Annotated in this window: 20 protein-coding genes; 2 read left to right on the forward strand and 18 right to left on the reverse strand. The window is 67.1% G+C overall.

The genetic code is table 11. The features are described 5' to 3' along the window. Positions 1 to 14: 14 nt before the first annotated feature. The 7 genes from M2282_RS26995 to M2282_RS27025 are packed head-to-tail and all read right to left on the reverse strand — an operon-like array spanning position 15 to position 7,737. The gene (locus tag M2282_RS26995) at positions 15 to 1,037 is read right to left on the reverse strand and encodes an XdhC family protein (RefSeq protein WP_280811859.1); all 1,023 of its coding nucleotides are present in this window, start codon (positions 1,035 to 1,037) and stop codon (positions 15 to 17) included. Positions 1,038 to 1,050: 13 nt separating this feature from the next. Continuing rightward, on the reverse strand, positions 1,051 to 1,740 hold the full coding sequence (locus tag M2282_RS27000; protein ID WP_280811860.1) for a CoxG family protein: 690 nt from the start codon (positions 1,738 to 1,740) through the stop codon (positions 1,051 to 1,053). Positions 1,741 to 1,769: 29 nt separating this feature from the next. After that, positions 1,770 to 2,990: a vWA domain-containing protein gene (locus M2282_RS27005; RefSeq protein ID WP_280811861.1), complete on the reverse strand. Its 1,221-nt coding sequence runs from the start codon at positions 2,988 to 2,990 to the stop codon at positions 1,770 to 1,772. A gap of 19 nt (positions 2,991 to 3,009) precedes the next feature. Then, a complete protein-coding gene (locus tag M2282_RS27010) occupies positions 3,010 to 3,912 on the reverse strand; it encodes an AAA family ATPase (RefSeq protein ID WP_280811862.1) in 903 nt (300 codons plus the stop codon). Between the two features lie 58 nt (positions 3,913 to 3,970). Continuing rightward, the gene (locus M2282_RS27015; RefSeq protein WP_280811863.1) at positions 3,971 to 4,762 is read right to left on the reverse strand and encodes an FAD binding domain-containing protein; all 792 of its coding nucleotides are present in this window, start codon (positions 4,760 to 4,762) and stop codon (positions 3,971 to 3,973) included. A 23-nt stretch (positions 4,763 to 4,785) separates the two neighbouring features. Beyond that, positions 4,786 to 7,224, reverse strand: a complete 2,439-nt coding sequence (locus tag M2282_RS27020) for a xanthine dehydrogenase family protein molybdopterin-binding subunit (protein WP_280811864.1) — start codon at positions 7,222 to 7,224, stop codon at positions 4,786 to 4,788. A gap of 15 nt (positions 7,225 to 7,239) precedes the next feature. Next, positions 7,240 to 7,737: a (2Fe-2S)-binding protein gene (locus tag M2282_RS27025; protein WP_042582408.1), complete on the reverse strand. Its 498-nt coding sequence runs from the start codon at positions 7,735 to 7,737 to the stop codon at positions 7,240 to 7,242. Positions 7,738 to 7,917: 180 nt separating this feature from the next. Between M2282_RS27025 and M2282_RS27030 the strand changes: the two genes are divergently transcribed. Further along, a complete protein-coding gene (locus M2282_RS27030) occupies positions 7,918 to 9,054 on the forward strand; it encodes a helix-turn-helix domain-containing protein (RefSeq protein ID WP_280811865.1) in 1,137 nt (378 codons plus the stop codon). A 22-nt stretch (positions 9,055 to 9,076) separates the two neighbouring features. Here M2282_RS27030 and M2282_RS27035 read toward each other — a convergent pair whose 3' ends face one another. From M2282_RS27035 to M2282_RS27075, 9 genes are all read right to left on the reverse strand, one after another. After that, on the reverse strand, positions 9,077 to 9,454 hold the full coding sequence (locus tag M2282_RS27035) for a nuclear transport factor 2 family protein (protein WP_280811866.1): 378 nt from the start codon (positions 9,452 to 9,454) through the stop codon (positions 9,077 to 9,079). Between the two features lie 93 nt (positions 9,455 to 9,547). Beyond that, on the reverse strand, positions 9,548 to 11,029 hold the full coding sequence (locus M2282_RS27040) for a M81 family metallopeptidase (protein ID WP_280811867.1): 1,482 nt from the start codon (positions 11,027 to 11,029) through the stop codon (positions 9,548 to 9,550). Further along, the gene (locus M2282_RS27045; RefSeq protein WP_280811868.1) at positions 11,026 to 12,159 is read right to left on the reverse strand and encodes an ABC transporter substrate-binding protein; all 1,134 of its coding nucleotides are present in this window, start codon (positions 12,157 to 12,159) and stop codon (positions 11,026 to 11,028) included. The genes M2282_RS27040 and M2282_RS27045 overlap by 4 nt, the downstream gene beginning before the upstream one ends. Then, a complete protein-coding gene (locus tag M2282_RS27050; RefSeq protein WP_280811869.1) occupies positions 12,156 to 13,436 on the reverse strand; it encodes a Zn-dependent hydrolase in 1,281 nt (426 codons plus the stop codon). Before M2282_RS27050 ends, M2282_RS27045 begins: the two co-directional genes overlap by 4 nt. A gap of 34 nt (positions 13,437 to 13,470) precedes the next feature. Further along, positions 13,471 to 14,187, reverse strand: coding sequence for an ABC transporter ATP-binding protein (locus M2282_RS27055; RefSeq protein ID WP_280811870.1), 717 nt, complete (start codon positions 14,185 to 14,187; stop codon positions 13,471 to 13,473). Continuing rightward, positions 14,184 to 14,954 carry an ABC transporter ATP-binding protein gene (locus M2282_RS27060; RefSeq protein WP_280811871.1) on the reverse strand — a complete coding sequence of 257 codons (771 nt, stop codon included), beginning with the start codon at positions 14,952 to 14,954 and terminating at the stop codon, positions 14,184 to 14,186. The genes M2282_RS27055 and M2282_RS27060 overlap by 4 nt, the downstream gene beginning before the upstream one ends. Next, the gene (locus M2282_RS27065; RefSeq protein WP_280811872.1) at positions 14,951 to 15,910 is read right to left on the reverse strand and encodes a branched-chain amino acid ABC transporter permease; all 960 of its coding nucleotides are present in this window, start codon (positions 15,908 to 15,910) and stop codon (positions 14,951 to 14,953) included. Before M2282_RS27065 ends, M2282_RS27060 begins: the two co-directional genes overlap by 4 nt. Before the next feature lie 8 nt (positions 15,911 to 15,918). Then, entirely contained in the window at positions 15,919 to 16,779 is an 861-nt protein-coding gene (locus tag M2282_RS27070) for a branched-chain amino acid ABC transporter permease (RefSeq protein WP_206177980.1), read from the reverse strand. Between the two features lie 25 nt (positions 16,780 to 16,804). Then, positions 16,805 to 18,010, reverse strand: coding sequence for an ABC transporter substrate-binding protein (locus tag M2282_RS27075; RefSeq protein WP_280811873.1), 1,206 nt, complete (start codon positions 18,008 to 18,010; stop codon positions 16,805 to 16,807). 257 nt (positions 18,011 to 18,267) lie between these two features. Here M2282_RS27075 and M2282_RS27080 point away from each other — a divergent pair, with 257 nt between their 5' ends. Beyond that, positions 18,268 to 19,032, forward strand: a complete 765-nt coding sequence (locus M2282_RS27080; protein WP_280811874.1) for a FadR/GntR family transcriptional regulator — start codon at positions 18,268 to 18,270, stop codon at positions 19,030 to 19,032. A gap of 53 nt (positions 19,033 to 19,085) precedes the next feature. Here the strand turns inward: M2282_RS27080 and M2282_RS27085 are convergent, their stop codons facing one another. Further along, positions 19,086 to 19,322, reverse strand: coding sequence for a hypothetical protein (locus M2282_RS27085; protein WP_280811875.1), 237 nt, complete (start codon positions 19,320 to 19,322; stop codon positions 19,086 to 19,088). 153 nt (positions 19,323 to 19,475) lie between these two features. Next, positions 19,476 to 20,432, reverse strand: coding sequence for a LysR family transcriptional regulator (locus M2282_RS27090; protein WP_280811876.1), 957 nt, complete (start codon positions 20,430 to 20,432; stop codon positions 19,476 to 19,478). Between the last annotated feature and the right edge of the window lie 29 nt (positions 20,433 to 20,461).

The following is a 20,461-nucleotide window of genomic DNA, read 5'->3' on the forward strand; positions in this document are numbered from 1 at the left end:
AGCCCCGCGTGCGGTCAGCTCATCGCGAGCTGCTGCATGCCCTTGGCGCGCGCCACTTCCATCTCACGCGGAAGCGTCACCGCGTTCTTCACCGCAAGGATTTCCGCCATCACGCTCACTGCGATCTCGGGCGGCGTCTTGCTGCCGATGTAGATGCCGATCGGCCCGCGCAGCCGCGCGAGCGATTCGGTGGTCTGGTCGAAGTGCTCGATCATGCGGTCGCGCCGCGCCTCGGCATTGCGGCGCGAACCGATGGCGCCCACGTAGAAGGCCTCGGTCTGCAGCGCTTCGAGCAACGCCAGGTCGTCGAGCTTGGGGTCGTGTGTGAGAGCGACCACGCAGCTGCGGCGGTCGGGCCTGAAGGCCAGCACCGCGTCGTCGGGCATCTCGGTGGTGATGTGAACGCCCGGCAGCGACCACGCCGTGCGGTACTCGGCGCGCGGGTCGCACAGCGTGACCGCGAAGCCGCTGAACTTGGCCATGGTCGCGAGGTATTCGGCCAGCTGGCCGGCGCCGATCAGCAGCATGCGGTACTCGGGGCCGAAGGTGTTGGTGAGCTCGGTGTCGTCCACCTTGAGCTCGTCGGGCGCGGTGGCTTCGGCGAGCTTCACGGCGCCGGTCGCGAGCGTTACGGTGCGCTGCATGAGCCGGCCTTTTTCGAGCTCGGCGACCAGGGAGGCCAGCGAGGCGGCGTCGGGGTCGTATTCGAGCAGCAGTTCCAGCGTGCCGCCGCAGGGCAGGCCGAAGCGATGCGCCTCGTCGGCCGTGATGCCGTACTTCGCGAGCGCGGGCGGCGCGCCCAGGGGTACGTCTTCGGCGTTGCCGTGCGCGCGGCTGTAGCGCGCAATCAGGTCGTCCTCGATGCAGCCGCCCGAGACCGAACCGACCACCGCGCCGTCGTCGGCCAGCGCCATGATCGATCCGACCGGCCGCGGCGACGAGCCCCAGGTGCGCACCACCGTGGTCAGCAGCGCGCGCTTGCCGGCCTGCCGCCAGTCGCGCAGCGTGCGCAGCACCATGACGTCGAGGTTTTCCATGGCGGATCCGTCTTCAGCCCGCGTCGCCTGGGGCGGCGGGAGCGTCCTTGTCGTCCTTCTTGCCGAGGCCGATCTTCTTCATGAAGCCCGACATGACACCGCCCTTCTCGCCGGGCGCCTCGGCCGCTTCCGGCGCGGCGGCGGGCGGCGGGCCGTAGCGGCTCTGCATCTCGGCGTCGAAGCGCTTGAAGAAATCGTCGGCCGTCGACTTGGCGGCGCCGTCGATCAGGCGCTGGCCCAGCTGGGCGATCTTGCCGCCGACCTGCGCCTGCACGGTGTAGTCGAGTTCGCAACCGGCCGGCGATGGGGAGGCGTCAACGGACACGGCTTCGGCAGGAGCCGCATCAGCTACCGCGCTCGCACCATCGGCCACCGCCGGCGCGACAGCCGTTTCGGCGGCACCGGCCAGCGGCCTGAGCGTCACGCTCGACGACCCCTTCGCAAACCCCGCCACACCGCCCTGCCCCTCGAAGGTGAGCTTGTAGCCGTCGGGCGCCACGATGTCCGACAGCACCACCTTGCCGCTGAACTTGGCCGACACCGGCCCGATCTTCAGCGCGAGCGCCACGCTGTACTGGTTCTCGCCAGTGAGCTCGAACTTGTCGCAGCCGGGAATGCACTTCTTGAGCGTCTCGGGGTCGTTGAGTGCCTCCCAGGCCTGTTGTTGGGTGACGCCGAGGCGGCGGTTTCCGAGCATTTCCATGGTGGGTCTTCCTTGTTTTATTCGGGGGTCTAACGACCGGACCGCATCAGCGCGGCGAGGCTGGCGGCCAGTTGTTCGAGGGCACTGAGATTGTGGACCGCGAGCATCGCGTCCGCATGGCGGTGCAGCACGGTGGCCCCACGCGCCAGAGGGGCGTAGCCCTCGAAGCGCAGCAGCGGGTTGAGCCACAGCAGCCGGCGCGAATGGCGCCTGAGCCAGAGCAACTCGTTCTCAAGCACGGCGGGCTCGCCGGTGTCCAGGCCATCGCTGATCACCAGCACCAGCGTGCGGCGGCCCGTGAGACGACGCGCATGGAAACGCCGGAGTTCGGCCAGCGAACTGCCCAGCCGCGTGCCGCCCGCGAAATCGTCGATGGCGAGGCTGGCCGCGCCCAGCATCGCGTCGGTGTCAGCCAGGCGGAAGGCCGGCGTCAGGTCGGTGAGGCGGGTGCCGAAGGCGAACACGTCGCGCCGCCCGGCCCGCCGGGTGGACGCATGCAGGAACGCGAGCAGCAGGCGCGCATAGCGCTCCATCGAGCCCGACACATCGACCAGCACCAGCAGCGGCAAGGGTTGCTCGCGCCGGGCCAGCCGCGGCAGGCGCAGGATCTCGCCGCCGGTGCGCGCCGCCTCCTGCAGCACGCCGGGCCAGTGCATGCGCGCATGCTGCCGGCCCGCATCGCCCGCCACGCGCAGCCGCCGCGAGGGCAGCGAAGGAATCGGCAGCGTCACGTCGCGCGCGAGCCGCTCGACCAGCCGGTATTCGGAGGCACCGAGCGCGTTGAAGTCCGCATGCTGCAGCCGCTGGCGGTCGCTCGATGTCATCGCGGCATCGAACTCGACTTCCTTGTCGGGCTTGGCGGCCACGGCGGGCTTGGCTGGATCGCGCGGTGCGGTCAGCGCCTCGCGCACGCGCGGCCGCCGTTTGGACGGCTCGGCCTTGCCTTCGGCACTGGGCAGCATCTGCGCTAGCAGCTTGTTGGCGAGCTCGGGGTCGCGAAACCATGCGTCGAAGAGTTCGCGGAACACCATGCGGTCCTGCTCGCGGCTCACCATGACGGCTTCCATCGCGGCGCTCAGGTCCAGCTTGTTTTCCACGCCCACCAGCGTGACCGCTTCGGCGGCGAGCGCGATGCGCATCGCATCGGTGCGCACGCCGGCGCGGCGCAGCGCGCGGCCGAAGGCGGTGATGTTGCCGGCCAGCTTGCCGCTGCGGACGTCGCCCAGTTGCGGGATGCCGGTCGTCGTCATGCCATGGGGCCGCAGCGGATCAGCGCGCGGCCGGCTCCTCGGGTTTGAGCAGGTCCGACGCCAGCTCGCGCGTGAGCGCGGCCACGTCGTCGCGCTGCTTGAACAGGATGCCGGCGGTGTCGACCACCACTTCGGGGTCGAGCTCCACGGTGTCCAGCGCAATCAGCGCCCTCGCCCACTCGACGCTCTCGGCGATGCCGGGTGCGCGCTGGAAGGCGTTGATGAACGGTGCATCGCGCAGCCGCGCCACAAAGGCGGCGACCTGTGCCGAAAGCTTCTCGCCGGCCTCGGGCACCTGCGCCCGCACGATCGCCAGCTCGCGCTCGCGTTCGGGGTAGTCGAGCCAGTGATAGAGGCAGCGGCGCTTGACCGCATCGTTGAGCTCGCGCGTGCGGTTGCTCGTGAGGATGGTGACCGGCGGCACGACGGCGCGCACGGTGCCGAGTTCGGGAATGCTCACCTGGTACTCGCCCAGGTATTCGAGCAGGAAGGCCTCGAAGGGCTCGTCGGCGCGGTCCACTTCGTCGATCAGCAGCACCGCGCCGGGCGCGGGCGTCTGCAGCGCCTGCAGCAACGGGCGGCGGATCAGGTAGTGCGGCTGGTAGACCTCGGCCTCTACATCGCGCGCGGCACCGGTGGCTTCGGCCGCACGCATGTGCAGCAGTTGTGCGGCGTAGTTCCATTCGTAGAGCGCCTCGCGCTGCTCCAGCCCGTCGTAACACTGCAGCCGCAGCAGCTCGCGGCCGAGCGCCTTCGACAGCGCCTTGGCCAGCTCGGTCTTGCCGACCCCCGGCTCGCCTTCGAGCAGCAGCGGACGCTGCAGCTTGAGCGCGAGAAACACGGCGGTCGCCAGGCGACGGTCGGCGAAATAGCCGGCCTGCATCAGACCTTCGGAGAGGGAATCGATGGTCGGGAAGATCATGGCAAAGCGTAGCGGAAGGCGCGAGGGCCTCGCGCCTTCCGGTGGGCGGGAGACTGCTTCAGCCCAGCGCCTTGGTGACGGCCCGTTGCGTGAGCACGCTGATCAGGTTGGCGCGGTAGGCGGCCGAGGCATGCAGGTCGCTGTTGAGATCGCTCGCATCGATCTTCACGGCCGCGGCGGCTGCCGCGGTGAAGCTCTTGTTGAGCGCATCCTCGAGCCCCGCATGGCGGAACACACCGTTGCCCGCGCCGGTGACGGCCACGCGCACGCCGCTGTCGTACTGCGCGAGGAAGATGCCGACGAGCGGAAAGTGCGAAGCCTTCTGCCGCAGCTTCTCGTACACGGCGCGCTTGGGGACCGGAAAGCGGATCGCGGTGATCAGTTCGTCTTCTTCCAGCGCCGTGGTGAAGAGGCCGACGAAGAAATCGTCGGCGGCGATCTCGCGCTTCGAGGTGATGACGGTGGCGCCGGAGCCCAGCACCGCGCTCGGGTAGCACGCCGCCGGATCGTTGTTGGCCACCGAGCCGCCGAGGGTGCCCATCGCGCGCACCTGCCGGTCGCCGATGCGCGAGGCCAGGTCGGCCAGCGCGGGGAAGGCGGCTTTCACGTCGGCGTTGTTCGCCACGTCGAGGTGACGCGACATGGCACCGATGGTGATCGTGCCGCCATCCTTCTTGATGCCGGTGAGTTCCTTGATGCCGCTCAGGTCCACCAGTTGCTCGGGCGCGGAGAGCCTGAGCTTCATGGAGGCGAGCAGTGTCTGGCCGCCGGCGAGCGGCTTGGCGCCCGCGGCAATGAGTTGGGCCGCATCGGCCACGGTGACTGGCCGTTCGAGTGTGAAGGCGTACATGGTGTGTGATTCCTTCTGTGTTGTTATGGAGCGGGACGGCCTTGGGTGCTGGCGGCGAGCGAGGGCGCTTGCACGTCCTGCGGTGTGCTGCCCTTCTGCATGGCTTCCCAGACGCGGCTGGACGAAGCGGGCATGTCGAAATCCTTGACGCCCAGCGGCGCCAGTGCGTCGAGCACCGCGTTGATCACGGCCGGCGGCGAGCCGATGGCCCCCGCCTCGCCGCAGCCCTTGGTGCCCAGCGGGTTGTGCGTGCACGGGGTGCAGACGGTATCGAGCTTGAACTGCGGAAAGTCGCCTGCGCGCGGCATGGCGTAGTCCATGAAGCTGCCGGTGAGCAGCTGGCCGGTCTCGTTGTCGTAGACGCAGTTCTCCAGCAGCGCCTGGCCGATGCCCTGCACCAGCCCGCCGTGCACCTGGCCCTCCACGATCATCGGATTGATGATGGTGCCGAAGTCGTCCACCGCGGTGAAGCGGTCGACCTTGACCTCGCCGGTCTGCCTGTCGATCTCGACCTCGCAGATGTACGTACCGCCCGGAAAGGTGAAGTTGGTCGGGTCGTAGAAGGCGGTTTCGTTCAGGCCCGGTTCGAGCTTGTCGAGCGGGTAGTTGTGCGGCACGTAGGCCGTGAGCGCCACCTGGCCGAACGGGATCTTCTTGTCGGTGCCCTTGACGGTGAACTCGCCGTTGGCGAACTCGATGTCGGCGTCACTCGCTTCCATCAGGTGCGCGGCGATCTTCTTGGCCTTGGTCTCGATCTTGTCGAGCGCCTTCATGATGGCCGCGCCGCCCACCGAGATGGAACGCGAGCCGTAGGTGCCCATGCCGAAGGGCACGCGGCCGGTGTCGCCGTGCACCACGTCGACGTTGTCGACCGGAATGCCCAACCGCGCCGCCACGACCTGCGCGAAGGTGGTCTCGTGGCCCTGCCCATGGCTGTGCGAGCCGGTGAACACCGTCACGCTGCCGGTCGGGTGCACGCGGATTTCGCCGCATTCGAACAGGCCGGCACGCGCACCGAGAGCACCCGCGATGTTCGACGGTGCGATGCCGCACGCTTCGATGTAGCTCGAGTAGCCGATGCCGCGCAGCTTGCCCTTGGCCTCGGTCGCCGACTTGCGCTGCCCATAGCCTTCGACGTCGGCGAGCACGCGGGCCTTGTCCATGCACGCATGGAAGTCGCCGGTGTCGTACTGCAGCGCCACGGGCGTCTGGTAGGGGAAGGTGGTGATGAAGTTGCGCTTGCGGATCTCGTCTTGCCCCAGGTTCATTTCCCAGGCGCAGCGCGACACCAGGCGCTCCAGCAGGTAGGTGGCCTCGGGCCGCCCTGCGCCGCGGTAGGCATCGACCGGCGCGGTGTTGGTGAACCAGGCATCGACCTCCACGTAGATCTGCGGCGTCGTGTACTGGCCCGCGAGCAGCGTCGCGTAGAGGATGGTCGGCACCGCGGTCGAGAAAGTCGAGAGGTACGCGCCCAGGTTTGCGTCGGTGTGCACGCGCATCGCGAGGAACTTGCCGTCCTTGTCCATCGCCATTTCGGCGTGGCTCACATGGTCCCGGCCATGTGCATCGGACAGGAAGCACTCCGAGCGCTCCGCCGTCCACTTGATGTTGCGGTTGAGCTGCTTGGCCGCCCAGGTGAGGCACACGTCTTCGGCGTACAGGAAGATCTTGGAGCCGAAGCCGCCGCCCACGTCGGGCGCGATCACGCGCACCTTGTGCTCGGGCAGGCCCAGCACGAAGGCCGTCATCAGCAGGCGTTCGACGTGCGGGTTCTGGTTCGACACGTAGAGCGTGTAGTCGTCGGTGCCGCGGCTGTAGCTGCCGATGGCCACGCGCGGCTCGATCGGGTTGGGAATCAGCCGGTTGTTGACCAGGTCGAGCTTGGTGATGTGCGCGGCCGTGGTGAACACGTTGTCGACCGCCGCCTTGTCGCCGAGCACCCACTTGTAGCACTGGTTGTCGGGTGCCTCGTCGTGCAGCGTGACGCCGCCGGCCTTCTTCGCCGCATCGGCCACGCTCACCAGGGCGGGCAGCACCTCGTAGTCGACCATCACGGCTTCGGCGGCGTTCTTGGCCTGCTCGACCGTCTCGGCCACCACCATGGCGACATGGTCGCCCACGTAGCGCACCTTCTTGATCGCGAGGATCGGGTGCATCGGCTCCTTCATCGGGGTGCCGTCGGGGTTGTTGATGAGCCAGCCGCAGGGCAGACCGCCCATCTTTCCCTCGATGTCCTTGCCGCTGAAGATGCCGACCACGCCGGGCATCTTGAGCGCCTCGGCAATGTCGATCGACTTGATGACGGCGTGGGCGTGCGGCGAGCGCACGAAGACCGCATGGCTCTGGTTGGCCAGCGTGATGTCGTCGGTGTAGTTGCCGGCGCCGGTCAGGAAGCGATAGTCTTCCTTGCGCCGCAGGGCCTCACCGATGTGGGGCAGGTTCGAGAAGTCGGAGGCACCCATGATGTGTTGCCTCCTTCAGGCCGTGACTGTTGCTTTGACCGGCGTGCCCGAGGCCATGGCCTCGCCGCCCATCTTCACGGCCTTCACGATGTTCTGGTAACCCGTGCAGCGGCACAGGTTGCCGTCGAGCAGTTCGCGGATCTCGGATTCGCTGGACTTGGGATGATGGGTGCACAGGTCGATGGCGCTCATGACCATGCCGGGAGTGCAGAAGCCGCACTGCAGGCCGTGGCATTCCTTGAAAGCCGCCTGCATCGGGTGCATGGTGCCGTCGGCTTCGGCAATGCCCTCGATGGTGGTGATGTCGGCGCCGGCCGCCTGTGCGACCAGCACGTTGCACGACTTGACCGCACGACCGTTCACATGGACGGTGCAGGCTCCGCATTGGGCGGTGTCGCAGCCGACGTGGGTGCCTGTGAGGTGGAGGTGCTCGCGGATCGCGTGCACAAGGAAGGTGTTTGGCGGTGCGTCGACCGTGACTGGGCGGCCGTTGACCTTGAAAGCTACCTGCATGTGGCTGTCTCCGTGAAAGGTGATGGCTGGTTGGCGAAAGGCATCTTGGATGCCCACCTTTCGCACTATCCTAGGCAAAACCCTCGACACTTGCGCAGCGCCCGCGAAATTCTCAAAATGAAACAGCTTGCCTCCCGGTGAGCCAGGAAAAAAGCGGGCCCACCCGCGCGAACCCACACGATGAATACCACGATCGTTTCGCCTCCTCCCGAGCGCTCCCTGGCCATTGCCCAAGCCCGGCGCGAGCTGCTCCACGGCGATGCGCCGCGTGCGCGCAGCGCCCTGCGCATCGATCCCTGGATCATCCGTTCGTGGCAGCGCTGCATCGAGGCCGGCCGCCGCCCGCAGCAGCGGGTGAGCTTCGATCCGGTGAGCCAGGCGGCCAGCCGCGAGGTGGCCGAGCGCAACCGGGCGCTGGTGACGGCGGCCCGGCCGGTGATCGAACGGCTCTCGCGCGCCATTGCCGACACCCGCTATTTCGCGATCCTGACCGACGCCGACGGCATCGTGGTCGACGTGGGCCGCCTGCCCGACGGCACCGATGCCGCCAGCCGCTATGCGCGGGACATCGGCCGGATCGGGGTCGATCTTTCGGAGCGCGCCATCGGCACCTCCGCCATCAGCACCGCGCTGGCCGAGCAGGAATCGGTGTGGCTGCACCGCGGCGAGCACTTCTTCGACGACACCAGCGTCTACAGCTGTGCCGGCGCACCGCTCTTCGGTCCCCGGGGCGACTGCATCGGCATGCTCGACCTGAGCGGCGTGCAGACGGTGGAGCGCCCCGAGCTGCGGCACCTGGCAGCGCTGTCGGCGCGCAGCATCGAGAACATGCTGGTCATGCAGGACCCGTGCGAGCTGCGGCTGCACCTGGCCTGGCCCGGCCATCCAGCCAACGAGGCCACCGAGGGCCTGGTCTGCATCGATGCCAGCGGCAACGTCACGGGTGCCAACGCGGCGGCGCGGCAAATGCTGCACCAGCCTCTGGCACGCGGGCAGCACGCGCTGCATTTCAACGACCTGTTCGCGCTCCCGCTGCACATGATGTTCGACGCCGCCCGGCGCGGCGATGCGGCACTCGAGGTGCCGCTGTGGTCGGGCCTGCGGGTGCAGGTGCGGCCGCAGCGCGGCGGCAGCGGCGCGGCCAATGTGCCGCCCGATGCGCGGCCCCGCCTGCGCGACGTGGAAACCGCGCTGATCCGCAAGGCCGTGGCCGACGCTCGCGGCAATGTGGCAGAGGCGGCGCGCACGCTGGGGATCAGCCGGGCGACCGTCTACCGCAAGCTCTGGCGCGGCCGGCCTGCCGGCGCGCCCGACTGAGCGCGCGCCGTTCAGCCTTCGTTCAGGCGCCGACCGGCACCTTGTCGAGAAAACCGGTCACCGACTGCAGCTTGCCCGCGTCGAGCCGCGCGAAGTCGGTGCCCTGGATCAGGTCCTCGGCACCGCTCGGGCCCAGCGTCCACGAGAAGCGCAGGTTGTCGCCGTGCGCCTCGGCCTTGCCGAACAGGTTGAAACGGAAGCCCGGATAGCGCTGGTGCACCGCGCCGACCAGCGCGCTGATCTGATCGCGGCCGCTGGCCTGTGCCATCGGATCGACATAGTGCGCATCGGCGGTCCAGCCGGCCTCGATCAAGGCGGCGCGGCGGCCGGCATCGGTTTCGTTCCAGACGGCGATGTAGCGTTGGGCAATCGTGGCGGCGTCGTGTGCGGCGGTGTTCATGATGAGCATTCCTTCTTGGAGGTTCAGACCCGCAACATCGCGGGGTGAAGGAATGGTCGCGCCGCACGCGCGCAGCGTCGATGACGTGGGAGGTTATGCCGCCAATTCGGCGTCCAGCGGGAACACCGGGCGGAGCACCTTGCTGAACGGGAACAGGCTGTAGTCCGAGCTGGTCACGCCCGGGCTGTCGCACTCCACCAGCGCGGCGGAGAGCGGCTCGAACACCGGCCGGCAGTACATGCGCGACTTGAGCAGCAGAAAGCGCTCGTTGCGCGGATCTAGCCCCGCGCATTCGAAGACGCCGATGTCCCACGGCTCCTGCGTGCGCTCGGTCACCACGATGCGCGCCGGGCCGATGTCGAACAGCACCGTGCGGCCCATGCTGGCGCGCTGCCCCGTGTAGGTGGGACCGGTGATCACGTACTCGCCGTTGCTGATGGCGCGCACCGTGCCTGTCAGCTGCACCGGCGTCTTCTTCAGCCCGATGCCTTCGAGCGAGACCTTGTTGCCGAGCGCGACCGTCACCTCGGCGCCCTCACCTGCCGCGATCAGCTGGGCCACCGCTTCGGGGTCGCACAGCGGGCCGACGCCGATGCCGTGCAGGCCCTGCGCGAGCGCTTCCTGCAGCACGTCCATCGTGTCGCAGCTGCCGCCCGACATGCAGTTGTCGCCGTGGTCCAGCAGCAGCACCGGGCGCGTTGCGCCGTCGGAGATCAGCTTCGCCCGCGCCACCGATTGCGCCAGCGGCTCGCTGCGGTAGATGAAGGCCTCGCGCTCCGCCCACATCTGACCGGCGATGCGGTCGGCCGTGGCCTGCGCGCGCTCGGGCGATGCCGCATCGACCACCACCACGCTCATGCACGGCGACTCGATGTCCGACAGCGAGAAGCCCGCAAAGATCGAGACCGCGAGCGACTCCGATCTTTCGGCAGCGCACGCCGCCTCGATGGCCCGCTGCATCGCCCCGGTGAACGATGCGCTGCGCAGCGTGTGCGCCATCAACGGCAGCGGGTGCCAGCGCATCGCCGGCCTGCTGCGCCCTGCGAGCAGGTCGAACAGCAGGCGGCCGGCATGCTCGCCAGTCTCGTACATGTCGATGTGCGGATAGGTCTTGAAGCCGACGATCACGTCCGCGTTGCCGACCATCGCGGGCGTCACGTTGGCGTGCAGGTCCAGCGCCACGCCGATGGGCACACCGGGCGCCGCGGCACGCAGCCGCACCAGCAGGTCGCCTTCGCCGTCGACGCTGTTCTGCGCCACCATCGCACCGTGCAGGTCGAGCAGGATGGCATCGCACCCCGGCACCGCATCGACGATGCATTGCGTGAGCACGGTGTAGGCCTCGGCATCCACCGGCCCGCTCGGATTGGCCGAAGCCGACACCGGCGTGACCAGCGTCGCGCCGGCCGCTTCGGCCAGGTCGATGAAGGCCGACATCGCGGTGCGCATGCCCTTGTTGTCCCTGTAGGCCTCCTCACCGAACGTGGGCCCGTCGGGTCCGAAGGCCGCGAGCGGCGTGGGCACCGGCGAGAAGGTGTTGGTCTCGTGGTTGAGACGCGCGACGAGGACTTTCATTGGGCAAACTTTCCGGCGCTTCCCAGCATGGTGATGTCGCCGAAGCTGGAGCCATTGCGGTTGTCGGGGCGGAACGCAACCTGGAAGCCGTTCAGGTTCATCGGCGGCGAGTTCTCGATGCTGCGGCGCAGCGATTCGGTGGTGATCGGCCCCTTCACGCGCTGCAGCGATTCCGCAAAGGCCTTGGCCGTGATGTAGCCCTCCAGGCCCAGGTAGGAACCTTCGCTCGCGCTGCTCGCGCCCTTGAGCGCGCGCTGGTATTCGTCGACGATGGGAAAGCGCGTCTTCCAGAACGGCGGCATCACCTGCGACAGCACGATGCCACGGCTCTTGTCGCCCAGCTCCTTGTACAAAAGGAACGAGCTCGCCACCGAGTTCGTGTAGATCTGCGGATGGATGGGCGCGGCCACCAGCGAGCGGATGATGTTGATGGCCGGCGTGCCGGCCGCGATGACGTACACCGCCTGCGCCCCGCTCGCGATCACTTGTTGCGCGATGGCGGGATGGTCCTTTTCCTTCGGGTCGAAGCGCAGCGACAGCAGCGCCGGCTGCTTGCTTTTCTCGAGCGCGACCAACGCATCCTTCTCGATGCCCTTGCCGTATGCGTCGTCGCTGGAGACGATCGCGATGCGCGTGAGGCCCACGGTCGTCAGGTGGTTCATCACGCGCGCAACCTCGTCGGCATACGACTCCCGCACGTGATAGATCGGCACCTTCGGTCCGCGCAGCACGGCCGCACCGGTCAGCCCGCCGAAGATGAAGCTGTCGTACCTGGCTGCCACCGGCACCATGGCCGCGCCGATGCCGGTGCCCATGGTCCCGAACAGGCAGACGACGCGGTCGGTGCCGAGCAGCTTCTCGGCGTTGGCGGCCGCCTTCTCGGGGATGTAGGCGTCGTCGTAGGTGATCATCTTGACGGGTCGGCCACCAATACCACCGGCCTTGTTCAGCTGGTCGAAGAAGAGCGTCTGGCCCTCCATGAACGCGAGGCTGTTGGGCGTGAACGGACCGGTGAGCACCGCAGACTGGCCGACCAGGATCGGCTCTCCGGCCGCCAGAGCGCCCGTCGATGCGGCGACCATTCCCATCGCCAGGAGGTGAAGGCCGATACGGCGAAGCGCCGCCTTCATGCGACGACTCCCGCGCTCTGCACCATCGCCTGCAGCAGCACGTTGCAGCCGGCTTCGAGGTGCGCGGGCTCCGCGTCCTCGATCTCGTTGTGGCTGATGCCATCGAGGCAGGGCACGAAGATCATTGCGGTGGGGCACACGCGGGCGAGGTACACGGCGTCGTGGCCGGCGCCGCTGATCACGTTCATCCGGGTCAGGCCTTGCGCCTCGGCAGCATCGCGCACAGCGGACACGAGTGTGGGCGTGAAGGGCTGGGGCGGGAAGTACACGACCTGCTCCACCGTCGCCTGGACCTTCGCCTTCGCTGCGAGGCGCTGCACGGCTTCTTTCAGCGCCGCGTCCATCGCCGACAGCACCACGTCGTCCGCCGCGCGCAGATCGACGCTGAGCTTCACGCGGCCCGGGATCACGTTGCGGGAGTTCGGATAGTTGTCGATCCAGCCGACCGTGCCGCGCGCATGCGGCGCATGCGCGAGCGCGATGCGGTTGACCTCGATCACCAGCTCGGCCGCGGCGAGCAGCGCGTCCTTGCGCAGCTCCATCGGCGTGGGGCCGGCATGCGCTTCCATGCCCTGCACCACCACGTCGTACCAGCGCTGGCCGAGGGCGCCCTCGACCACGCCGATGACGCGCTCGTTGGCTTCGAGCACCGGGCCCTGTTCGATGTGGGCTTCGAAGTACGCACCGACCGGCGATGCCGCCGCCGAAGCGGGCACCGTGCCGGCATAGCCGATGGCCGTGAGCGCTTCGGAGACGCTCACGCCTTCGGTATCGCGCTGGCCGAGGGCATGCTCCAGCGTGAAGGCATCGACGAACACGCCCGAGCCCATCATCACCGGCACGAAGCGCGAGCCCTCTTCATTGGTCCACACCGCGACTTCGAGCGGCGCTTCAGTCACGACCTTCGCATCGTTGAGCGCACGGATCACTTCCAGCCCCGCGAGCACGCCGTAGTTGCCGTCGAACTTGCCGCCCGTGGGCTGCGTGTCGATGTGGCTGCCGGTGGTGATGGGCGGCAGCGCGTTGTTGCGGCCGGCGCGGCGCGCAAAGATGTTGCCGATGGCGTCCACCCGCACTTCGCAGCCGGCCTCGCGTGCCCAGCGCGTGAACAGGTCGCGGCCCTGGCGGTCGAGGTCGGTAAGCGCGAGGCGACATACGCCGCCCTTCTCGGTGGCGCCGACCTGGGCCAGTTGCATCAGCGAATCCCAGAGGCGCTGGCCGTCGATGCGGAGGGCGCGCACATCGGGTGCGGAAGAAGTTTCGATGGTTGTTGTCATGGTTTTGCGAATGAGATCTTGAAGACGGGCGCGTTCAGGCAAGACCGACGCCGAGGTAGCGGTCTTTCACGTCGTGGTCGGCCATGAAGGCGGCGTTGCCCGCCTCATGCACGATCACGCCCTGCTCCACGATGTAGTGGCGGTCTGCGAGCTGCACGCACACCTCGAGGTTCTGCTCGACCAGCAGGATGGCAACGCCCGCGGCCTTGATGGTCTTCAGCTGCGCCACGATCTCCTCCACGATTACCGGCGCGAGGCCTTCGACGGGCTCGTCCAGGATCAGGAGGCGCGGATGGTTCATCAGCGCACGGCCGATGGCCAGCATCTGCTGCTCGCCGCCCGAGAGCTGGCCGCCGCCGTTGCGTCGGCGCTCCTTCAGGCGCGGAAAGATGCGGTAGATGTCCTCGAGCTGCCAGCGCGAATCGCGCCGCTGGCCGAGCAGCAGGTTCTCCTCGACCGTGAGCAGCTTGAAGATGCCGCGATGCTCGGGCACCAGGCACACGCCGCGCGTGGCGATGCGATGCGGCGGCATGCCCGCCACGTCCGCGCCCTGGAAGCGCACGCGCCCGCTGGTGGGCAAGACCGCACCGGCAATGCTCTTGAGCGTGGTTGACTTGCCCGCGCCATTGCGGCCCAGCAGCGTGACGAGTTCGGCCTCGCCCACGCGCATCGACACGCCCTGCAGCACATGGCTCTTGCCGTAATGCGCGTGCAGCGCTTCGACTTCGAGGATGTTGTTCCCCCCGCTCATGCCTTGCCCCCGGTGATCATGTTGCCGAGGTAGGCCGAGCGCACCCGCGCGTCGGAGCGGATGTCGCCCGGCAGCCCTTCGGCCAGCACGCGGCCCAGCTGCATCACGGTCACGGTGTCGGAGATGTCCATCACGATGTTCATGTTGTGTTCGATCAGCACCACCGTGTGCGCGTCGCGCAGGCTGCGGATGAGGTGCTTCATGTCGTCGAGGTCGTCGATGCCCATGCCTGAGGTCGGCTCGTCGAGAAAGATCGCCTTGGGCTTCGCAGCAAGCGCCATGCCCACTTCGAGCCGGCGCTGCTGGCCGTGCGAGAGCACGCTGGCGGGCGTGTCGGCCAGCCGTTCGAGGCCGACGCGCGCCAGCACCTCGGCCACGGTCTCGGTACAGGCCCGTTCGCCGACCGGCGCACGCCAGCAGTTCATGGCCTGTCGCGGTGCGATGCCTTGGGCCGCAACGCGCAGGTTCTCGCGCACCGAGAGGCTGGGGAACAGGCTGGTGACCTGGAACGAGCGCGCCATGCCGCGCTGCACGCGCTTGTGGTCGGGCTCGTGCGTCACGTCGTGGCCGTCGAACAGGATGCGCCCGCCCGTGGTGGTGCCGGTGCCCGTGAGCATGTGGAACAGCGTGGTCTTGCCCGCGCCGTTCGGACCGATCACCGAGTGCACGGTGTTGGGCTTGATCTTCAGGTCCACGCCACCAAGCGCCGCGAACTTGCCGTAGTGCTTGGTGACGCCAATGGCTTCGATGAGGACGGGTTGGGTCATGCTTTTTCTCCCTGCGCTTCAGGTGCGGCCGGCGCAGAAGATGTCTTGCGGAACACGCGCCGCCATATGCTTTCGCCCAGGCCCCAGAGGCCGCGCTGCATGCCGATGCTCACGCCGATCAGCAACAGCCCCAGCAGCAGCAGCCATCGCGGCCACAGCGTGGAGAGCCAGTCGGCCAGCAGCACATAGAAGGCCGAGCCCAGCACCGAGGCGAAGAGATTGCCGGTGCCGCCGATCACGGTGATGACCAGGATCATCTCGCTCGTGTGGTACTCGGCGTTCGACAGCGGTGCGATGCCGGTCATCATCGCGTGCAGCCCGCCCGCAAGGCCCGTGACGGCGCCCGAGATCACGAAGGCCAGCAGCTTGAAGCGCTTGAGGTCGTAGCCGACCGCGGCTGCACGGTCCTCGTTGTCGCGGATGGCGAGCAGCGTGCGGCCGAAGATCGAATCGGTCACGCGCAGCAGCAGGCCGAATGCGATGAGGAACATCACGGCGACGAAGGCGTAGTACTTCCACGGCGTGTCCATGAATGCGGGGCGCGGCACGTCGAGCAAGCCGTTGTCGCCGCCCGTGAGCCCCGACGCGGTGTACGCCACGAAATAGAACATCTGTGCGAAGGCCAGCGTGAGCATCACGAAGTAGGTGCCGCGCTGGCGGATGGCGACCCACCCGACCACCGCCGCGCCCACGGCGCCCATGGCGATGGCGGCGAGCAGCGCGAGCGGCATCGGCAATTGCAGCCGCGTGAGCAGGATCGCGATGGTGTAGCTGCCCAGGCCAAAGAAGATGCCCTGCCCGAACGACAGCAGCCCCGTGTAGCCCAGCAGCAGGTTGCAGCCCAGTGCGGCGAGCGCGTAGATCAGCACCTCGCTCGCGAGCGAGCCCGAGCGCATGAAGAGCGGCAGCGCGAGCGTGACGATCAGCGCGAGGAGGAAAGTGATTTTTCTTGGCATGGCGTGGTTCACCCTCTGCGGCCGAGCAGGCCATGCGGGCGCAGCAGCAGCACGGCGCCCATCGCGATGTAGATCATCAGGCTCGCCCCCGGCGGCCAGATGGTGCTCATGAGGCTCTGCACGATGCCGATCAGCACACCCCCGACGAGTGCGCCGCCGAAGCTGCCGAGCCCGCCGATCACCACCACCACGAAGGCGACGCCGAGTGCTTCGACGCCCATGAAAGGTTCGGCGCCGCGGATCGGCGCGGCCAGTACGCCGGCCAGCGCCGCAGTGGCCGCACCGAGCGCGAACACCAGACTGAACACGCGAAAGACGTTGATTCCGAGCAGCGAGACCATTTCGGTCGATTCGCTGCCCGCACGCACCGCGCTGCCCAGGCGCGTGCCTTCGAGCACCCACCACAGCAGCACCGCGAGCACGGCGGTGAAGCCGATCACGAAGAGCCGGTACTTGGGATAGACGAAGTCGCCCCACATCACCACGCCCTGCAGCAGGTCGGGCGTGGGCACGCTGTTGCCCAGCGGCCCCCAGAACACGATGACGATCTCCTGCACCGCGAGCGCGAGGCCGACGGTCACGAGGATGTGGAACTCGTGCGGCTTGGCGTACACGCGGCGCAGCAGCAGCTTTTCAGCAAGCCAGCCGAGTGCGCCGACGAACAACGGCACCAGCACCAGCGCGGCCCAGAAGTTGAGGCCCCACTGCATCGCCTGGAAGCACAGGTAGGCGCCCAGCAGATAGAAGGCGCCGTGCGCGAAATTCACGAATCGCAGCAGGCCGAACACGATGGACAAGCCAACGGCCAGCAGGAAATACAGCATGCCGATGCCGATTCCGTTGATGGTCTGGAGGAGATAGACGGTCATGGGCGCGTCGGTGTCCTTGGCGTGCTCAGGCCAGCTTGCAGCCGGTCTTGTCTGCGGCGAGGAAGGACTTGCCGGAGCTCACCACGTCCACATAGTCGGCCGCATCCTTCATCTTCGACTTGGCCTTGCCCTTGAGCAGGTAATAGTCCTTGATGACCTGGTGATCGGCCTTGCGGATTTCCTCGGTGCCCGTGAGGCCGTCGTACTTCATGCCCTCGAGCGCGGCGATGACCGCCTTCTGGTCGACTGTGCCGGCCTTCACGATGCCGTCGATCAGGATCTTGGTGCAGATGTACGAGCCGGCGAGGCTGTAGTTGGGCACGATCTTGAGCTTGTCGGCGGTGCGCTTGACCAAGTCCTTGTTGAGCGTGCTGTCGGCCGTGTGCCAGTACTGCGCGCCGAAGTAGACGCCGTCGCACAGGTCCGCGCCCAGTTCGTCGAACTGCTCCAGGCCCGAAGCCCAGGCCATGAGGATCGTCATGTTCTTGTGCATGCCGAAGCTCACCGCCTGGCGCAGCGCGGCAGACGACTGCGCGCCGAAGTTCAGGAGCAGCAGCACGTCGGGCTTGGCGGCCATCGCGTTGGTGAGGTAGCCGCTGAATTCCTTTTCATTGAGCGAGTGGTAGCTGTTGCCCACGTGCTCGATGCCCTTCTCCTGGAAGATGTTCTTGGCCGCGCTCAACAGGCCGTCGCCGAACACGTACTGCGGCGTGATGGTGTACCAGCGCTTGGCCTTCGGCATGGAGGCGATCAGCGGGCGCACCGTCTGCTCGATGGCGCCGAAGGTGGGCACCGACCAGCGGAAGGTGGCGGGGTTGCAGTCCTTGCCCGTGATCTCGTCGGCACCCGCGGTGGTGATGAAGAGGCCGCCGGCCTTCTCGGCTTCCTTGCCCATGGCCAGCGCTTCCGACGACAGGATGCCGCCCGCGAAGAACTTGGCGCCCTGCTGCTGCGAGGCTTCCTGCACCTTGCGCACGGCGGTGGCGGGCTTGCCTTCGGTGTCGAGCACCGTGTAGGCCAGCGGACGCTTGAGCACGCTGCCGTACTGCTCGATCGCCAGCTTCATGCCCAGGTCGGCGAACTTGCCATTGGCCGCGAAGGCGCCCGACATCGGAACCGGGGCGCCGAAGCGGATGGCGTCCGCCGATTGCGCGAAGACCGAGCGGCTCGCCAGGAGCGAAGCCGGGGCGGCCGACAGGGCGGCCAGCTGAAGAAGGTGTCTGCGTTGCATGGGAGTTCTCCGGTCGTGGTGTGAAGTAAGTGAAAGGGGTGCCTGCAAGTGCCGGCGAATTTAAGCGGATAAATAGGATTAATATGTTGGTAAAAACCCGCTAGCAATCGCCGTGCCAAAATCCAGCGCACTTCCCGAGGTCCAATACCTGCTACAGGCTGACATCTACTTTTCCATCGCTCTGAACGCATGAATTCGTCTCCATCTGATCGTGAAATGAACCCCAGGGCGTCGTGGTTGCCGCATGGAGCGTTTCAATGAAAGTGGGAGAGAACCGTCCCAGGCGGCAAAAGCTCTCGGACGTCATCGTCGAAGACGTCAAGCGATGGATCGTGGCCGAGCGCAAGCAGCCCGGCGACCGCCTGCCGAACGAGAAGGAACTGATCGAACTCTTCGGCTATTCGAAGAGCACGGTGCGCGAGGCGTTGAAGGCGCTGGAGGTGCGCGGCCTCATCTCGATTCGCACCGGCCCCGGCGGCGGGGCCTATCTGCAGCAGGTGTCGGTGGACCACGCATCGGAGCCGCTGCGCAACTTCCTGCACTTCCACCACCTGGACGGGCACCACATCTACCAGTTGCGCAAGGCCCTGGAGCCCGAGCTGGCGGTGAGCGTGGTCGGCAGGCTCACGCCCGAGCAGTTCGAGCGACTGGAAGACAACGTGCGCCTCTGCACCATCGAGCCCACCAGCGAAGACGAACTGCGCCTGCAGCGCGAGTCCGAACTCGCATTCCACACCATGCTGGCCGAAGCCTGCCCCAATCCGGTGCTGTCCTTCATGTGCCGCTTTCTCAACGACCTGTTGCGCGACCTCGTGGTCTACAAAAAGGCGCTGGACCATCACCACTTCGGCGAGGCCAACGTCGACTATCACACCCAGTTGCTGGCGGCCTATCGCAAGGAAGATGCGGAGGAAGTGCGCCGGCTGATGTCCGAGCACATGGTCGATGCGGAGGCGCACATGCACGAGATGGAAGCGCACATCGGGGCGAAGCACCTGCTGCTGCCGAGCGGGCAGCGATAGCCCAGAGACAGAGAACCCGCACCAACGCGCGCCGAACCCCTGCCGCTATTTAGTTATTCCGGGTCTGATGCGTTTTGGCGAGCAGAAGGCTCGCTCTTGCCGGCACAAAGGGCGATCGCGATCACCGCGCCTATCGCAAAGCCGATCCCACCGCCTGCCACCATGAGTATCAACGTGAACATGCCGCCCACTGCCGCGCCAATGCTTGGGCCACCTCCAAAGCCGCCGCCCATGGAATAGCCAACAAAAATTCCAATTGCGGTGCAGGCAAGTATCAAGAGTGTTTTCATGAGATCTGGATCAGTTGCGAATTGACGATCCAGAAATTCTGGTAGGTACCAGGAGGTAGGACTGCAAACAATGGTCGCCCCACCACGACCTCAAGAAACGAACTCGGCCGAGCGTGGGAAATTCACGCGGAGGGACGAATTGATAGAGCCGATCTACCGATGCGCCTTCTCCAGGCACGCCTGAAACGCCAGCACCGCCCGTGACGGCTTCGGCGAACGCCGCAGCAGGCTCACGAACCGGCACGCATAGTTGAACCGCGCCGGCAGCACCGCCTTCATGAGCCCGCGCTGCTCGAACACCTGCGCGTAGTGATCGGGCAGAAAGCCCAGGAAGCGCCCCGAAAGAATCAGCGTCGCGATCGCCTCCTGGTCGAAGCCCGTCGCCTTGCGCGACAGCCTCGCGCGGTGGCTCAGCTCCATGTTCGGCGAGTGATAGCCGAGGCCCGCGAAATGGTGCTCGCCCAGCTTCGACCAAGTGAGCTTCGCGTGGGGGCTGTCGAACAGCGGATGGCCTTTGCCGCAGTAGAGCAGCATCGTTTCGTCGAACAGGTCGGCATACACGAGGCTCTTCGAGCTGCGGTGCGCGGGGATGATGCCGATCTGGAAGTTGCCCTCCAGCACGCCCTGCTCGATCGCATTGATCGAACCCACATGCACTGCCAGGTTCACCTCCGGCGCGATTTCCGTGAAGCGCGCGATCGCCTCGCCGATGCGCGCCTTCGGGTTGGTCGCGGTCTTGTCGAACAGCGCCACGTCCAGTTGCCCGCCCATGCGGTTGTGGATGTCGTCGATGCTGCCGCGGAAGGCGTCGACCGAGGCCAGCAGGCGCAGCGTCTCGTCGTACACACGCTGCCCCTCGGCCGTGAGCGCGAAACCCGCACGCCCGCGCCTGCAGAGCACCAGCCCGAGCCGCGTTTCCAGATCCTTCACATGCCGGCTCACCGTCGAGGTGCCGATGTTCAGTTCCAGCTCGGCAGCCGCCATGCCGCCGCAATCGACCACGCTCTTGAACACCTTGAGCAGGCGCAGGTCCATGTCGCTGAGCTGCCCCAAAACCGCACGGTTCCGGGTGCTGGGGGCACCGTTTTGGGCTTTCGCCTTTACTTGCATGAATCGTCAAGTGAACATTGATATTGCGC

Source organism: Variovorax boronicumulans (assembly GCF_029892485.1).
Taxonomy (GTDB): Bacteria; Pseudomonadota; Gammaproteobacteria; order Burkholderiales; family Burkholderiaceae_C; genus Variovorax; species Variovorax boronicumulans_B.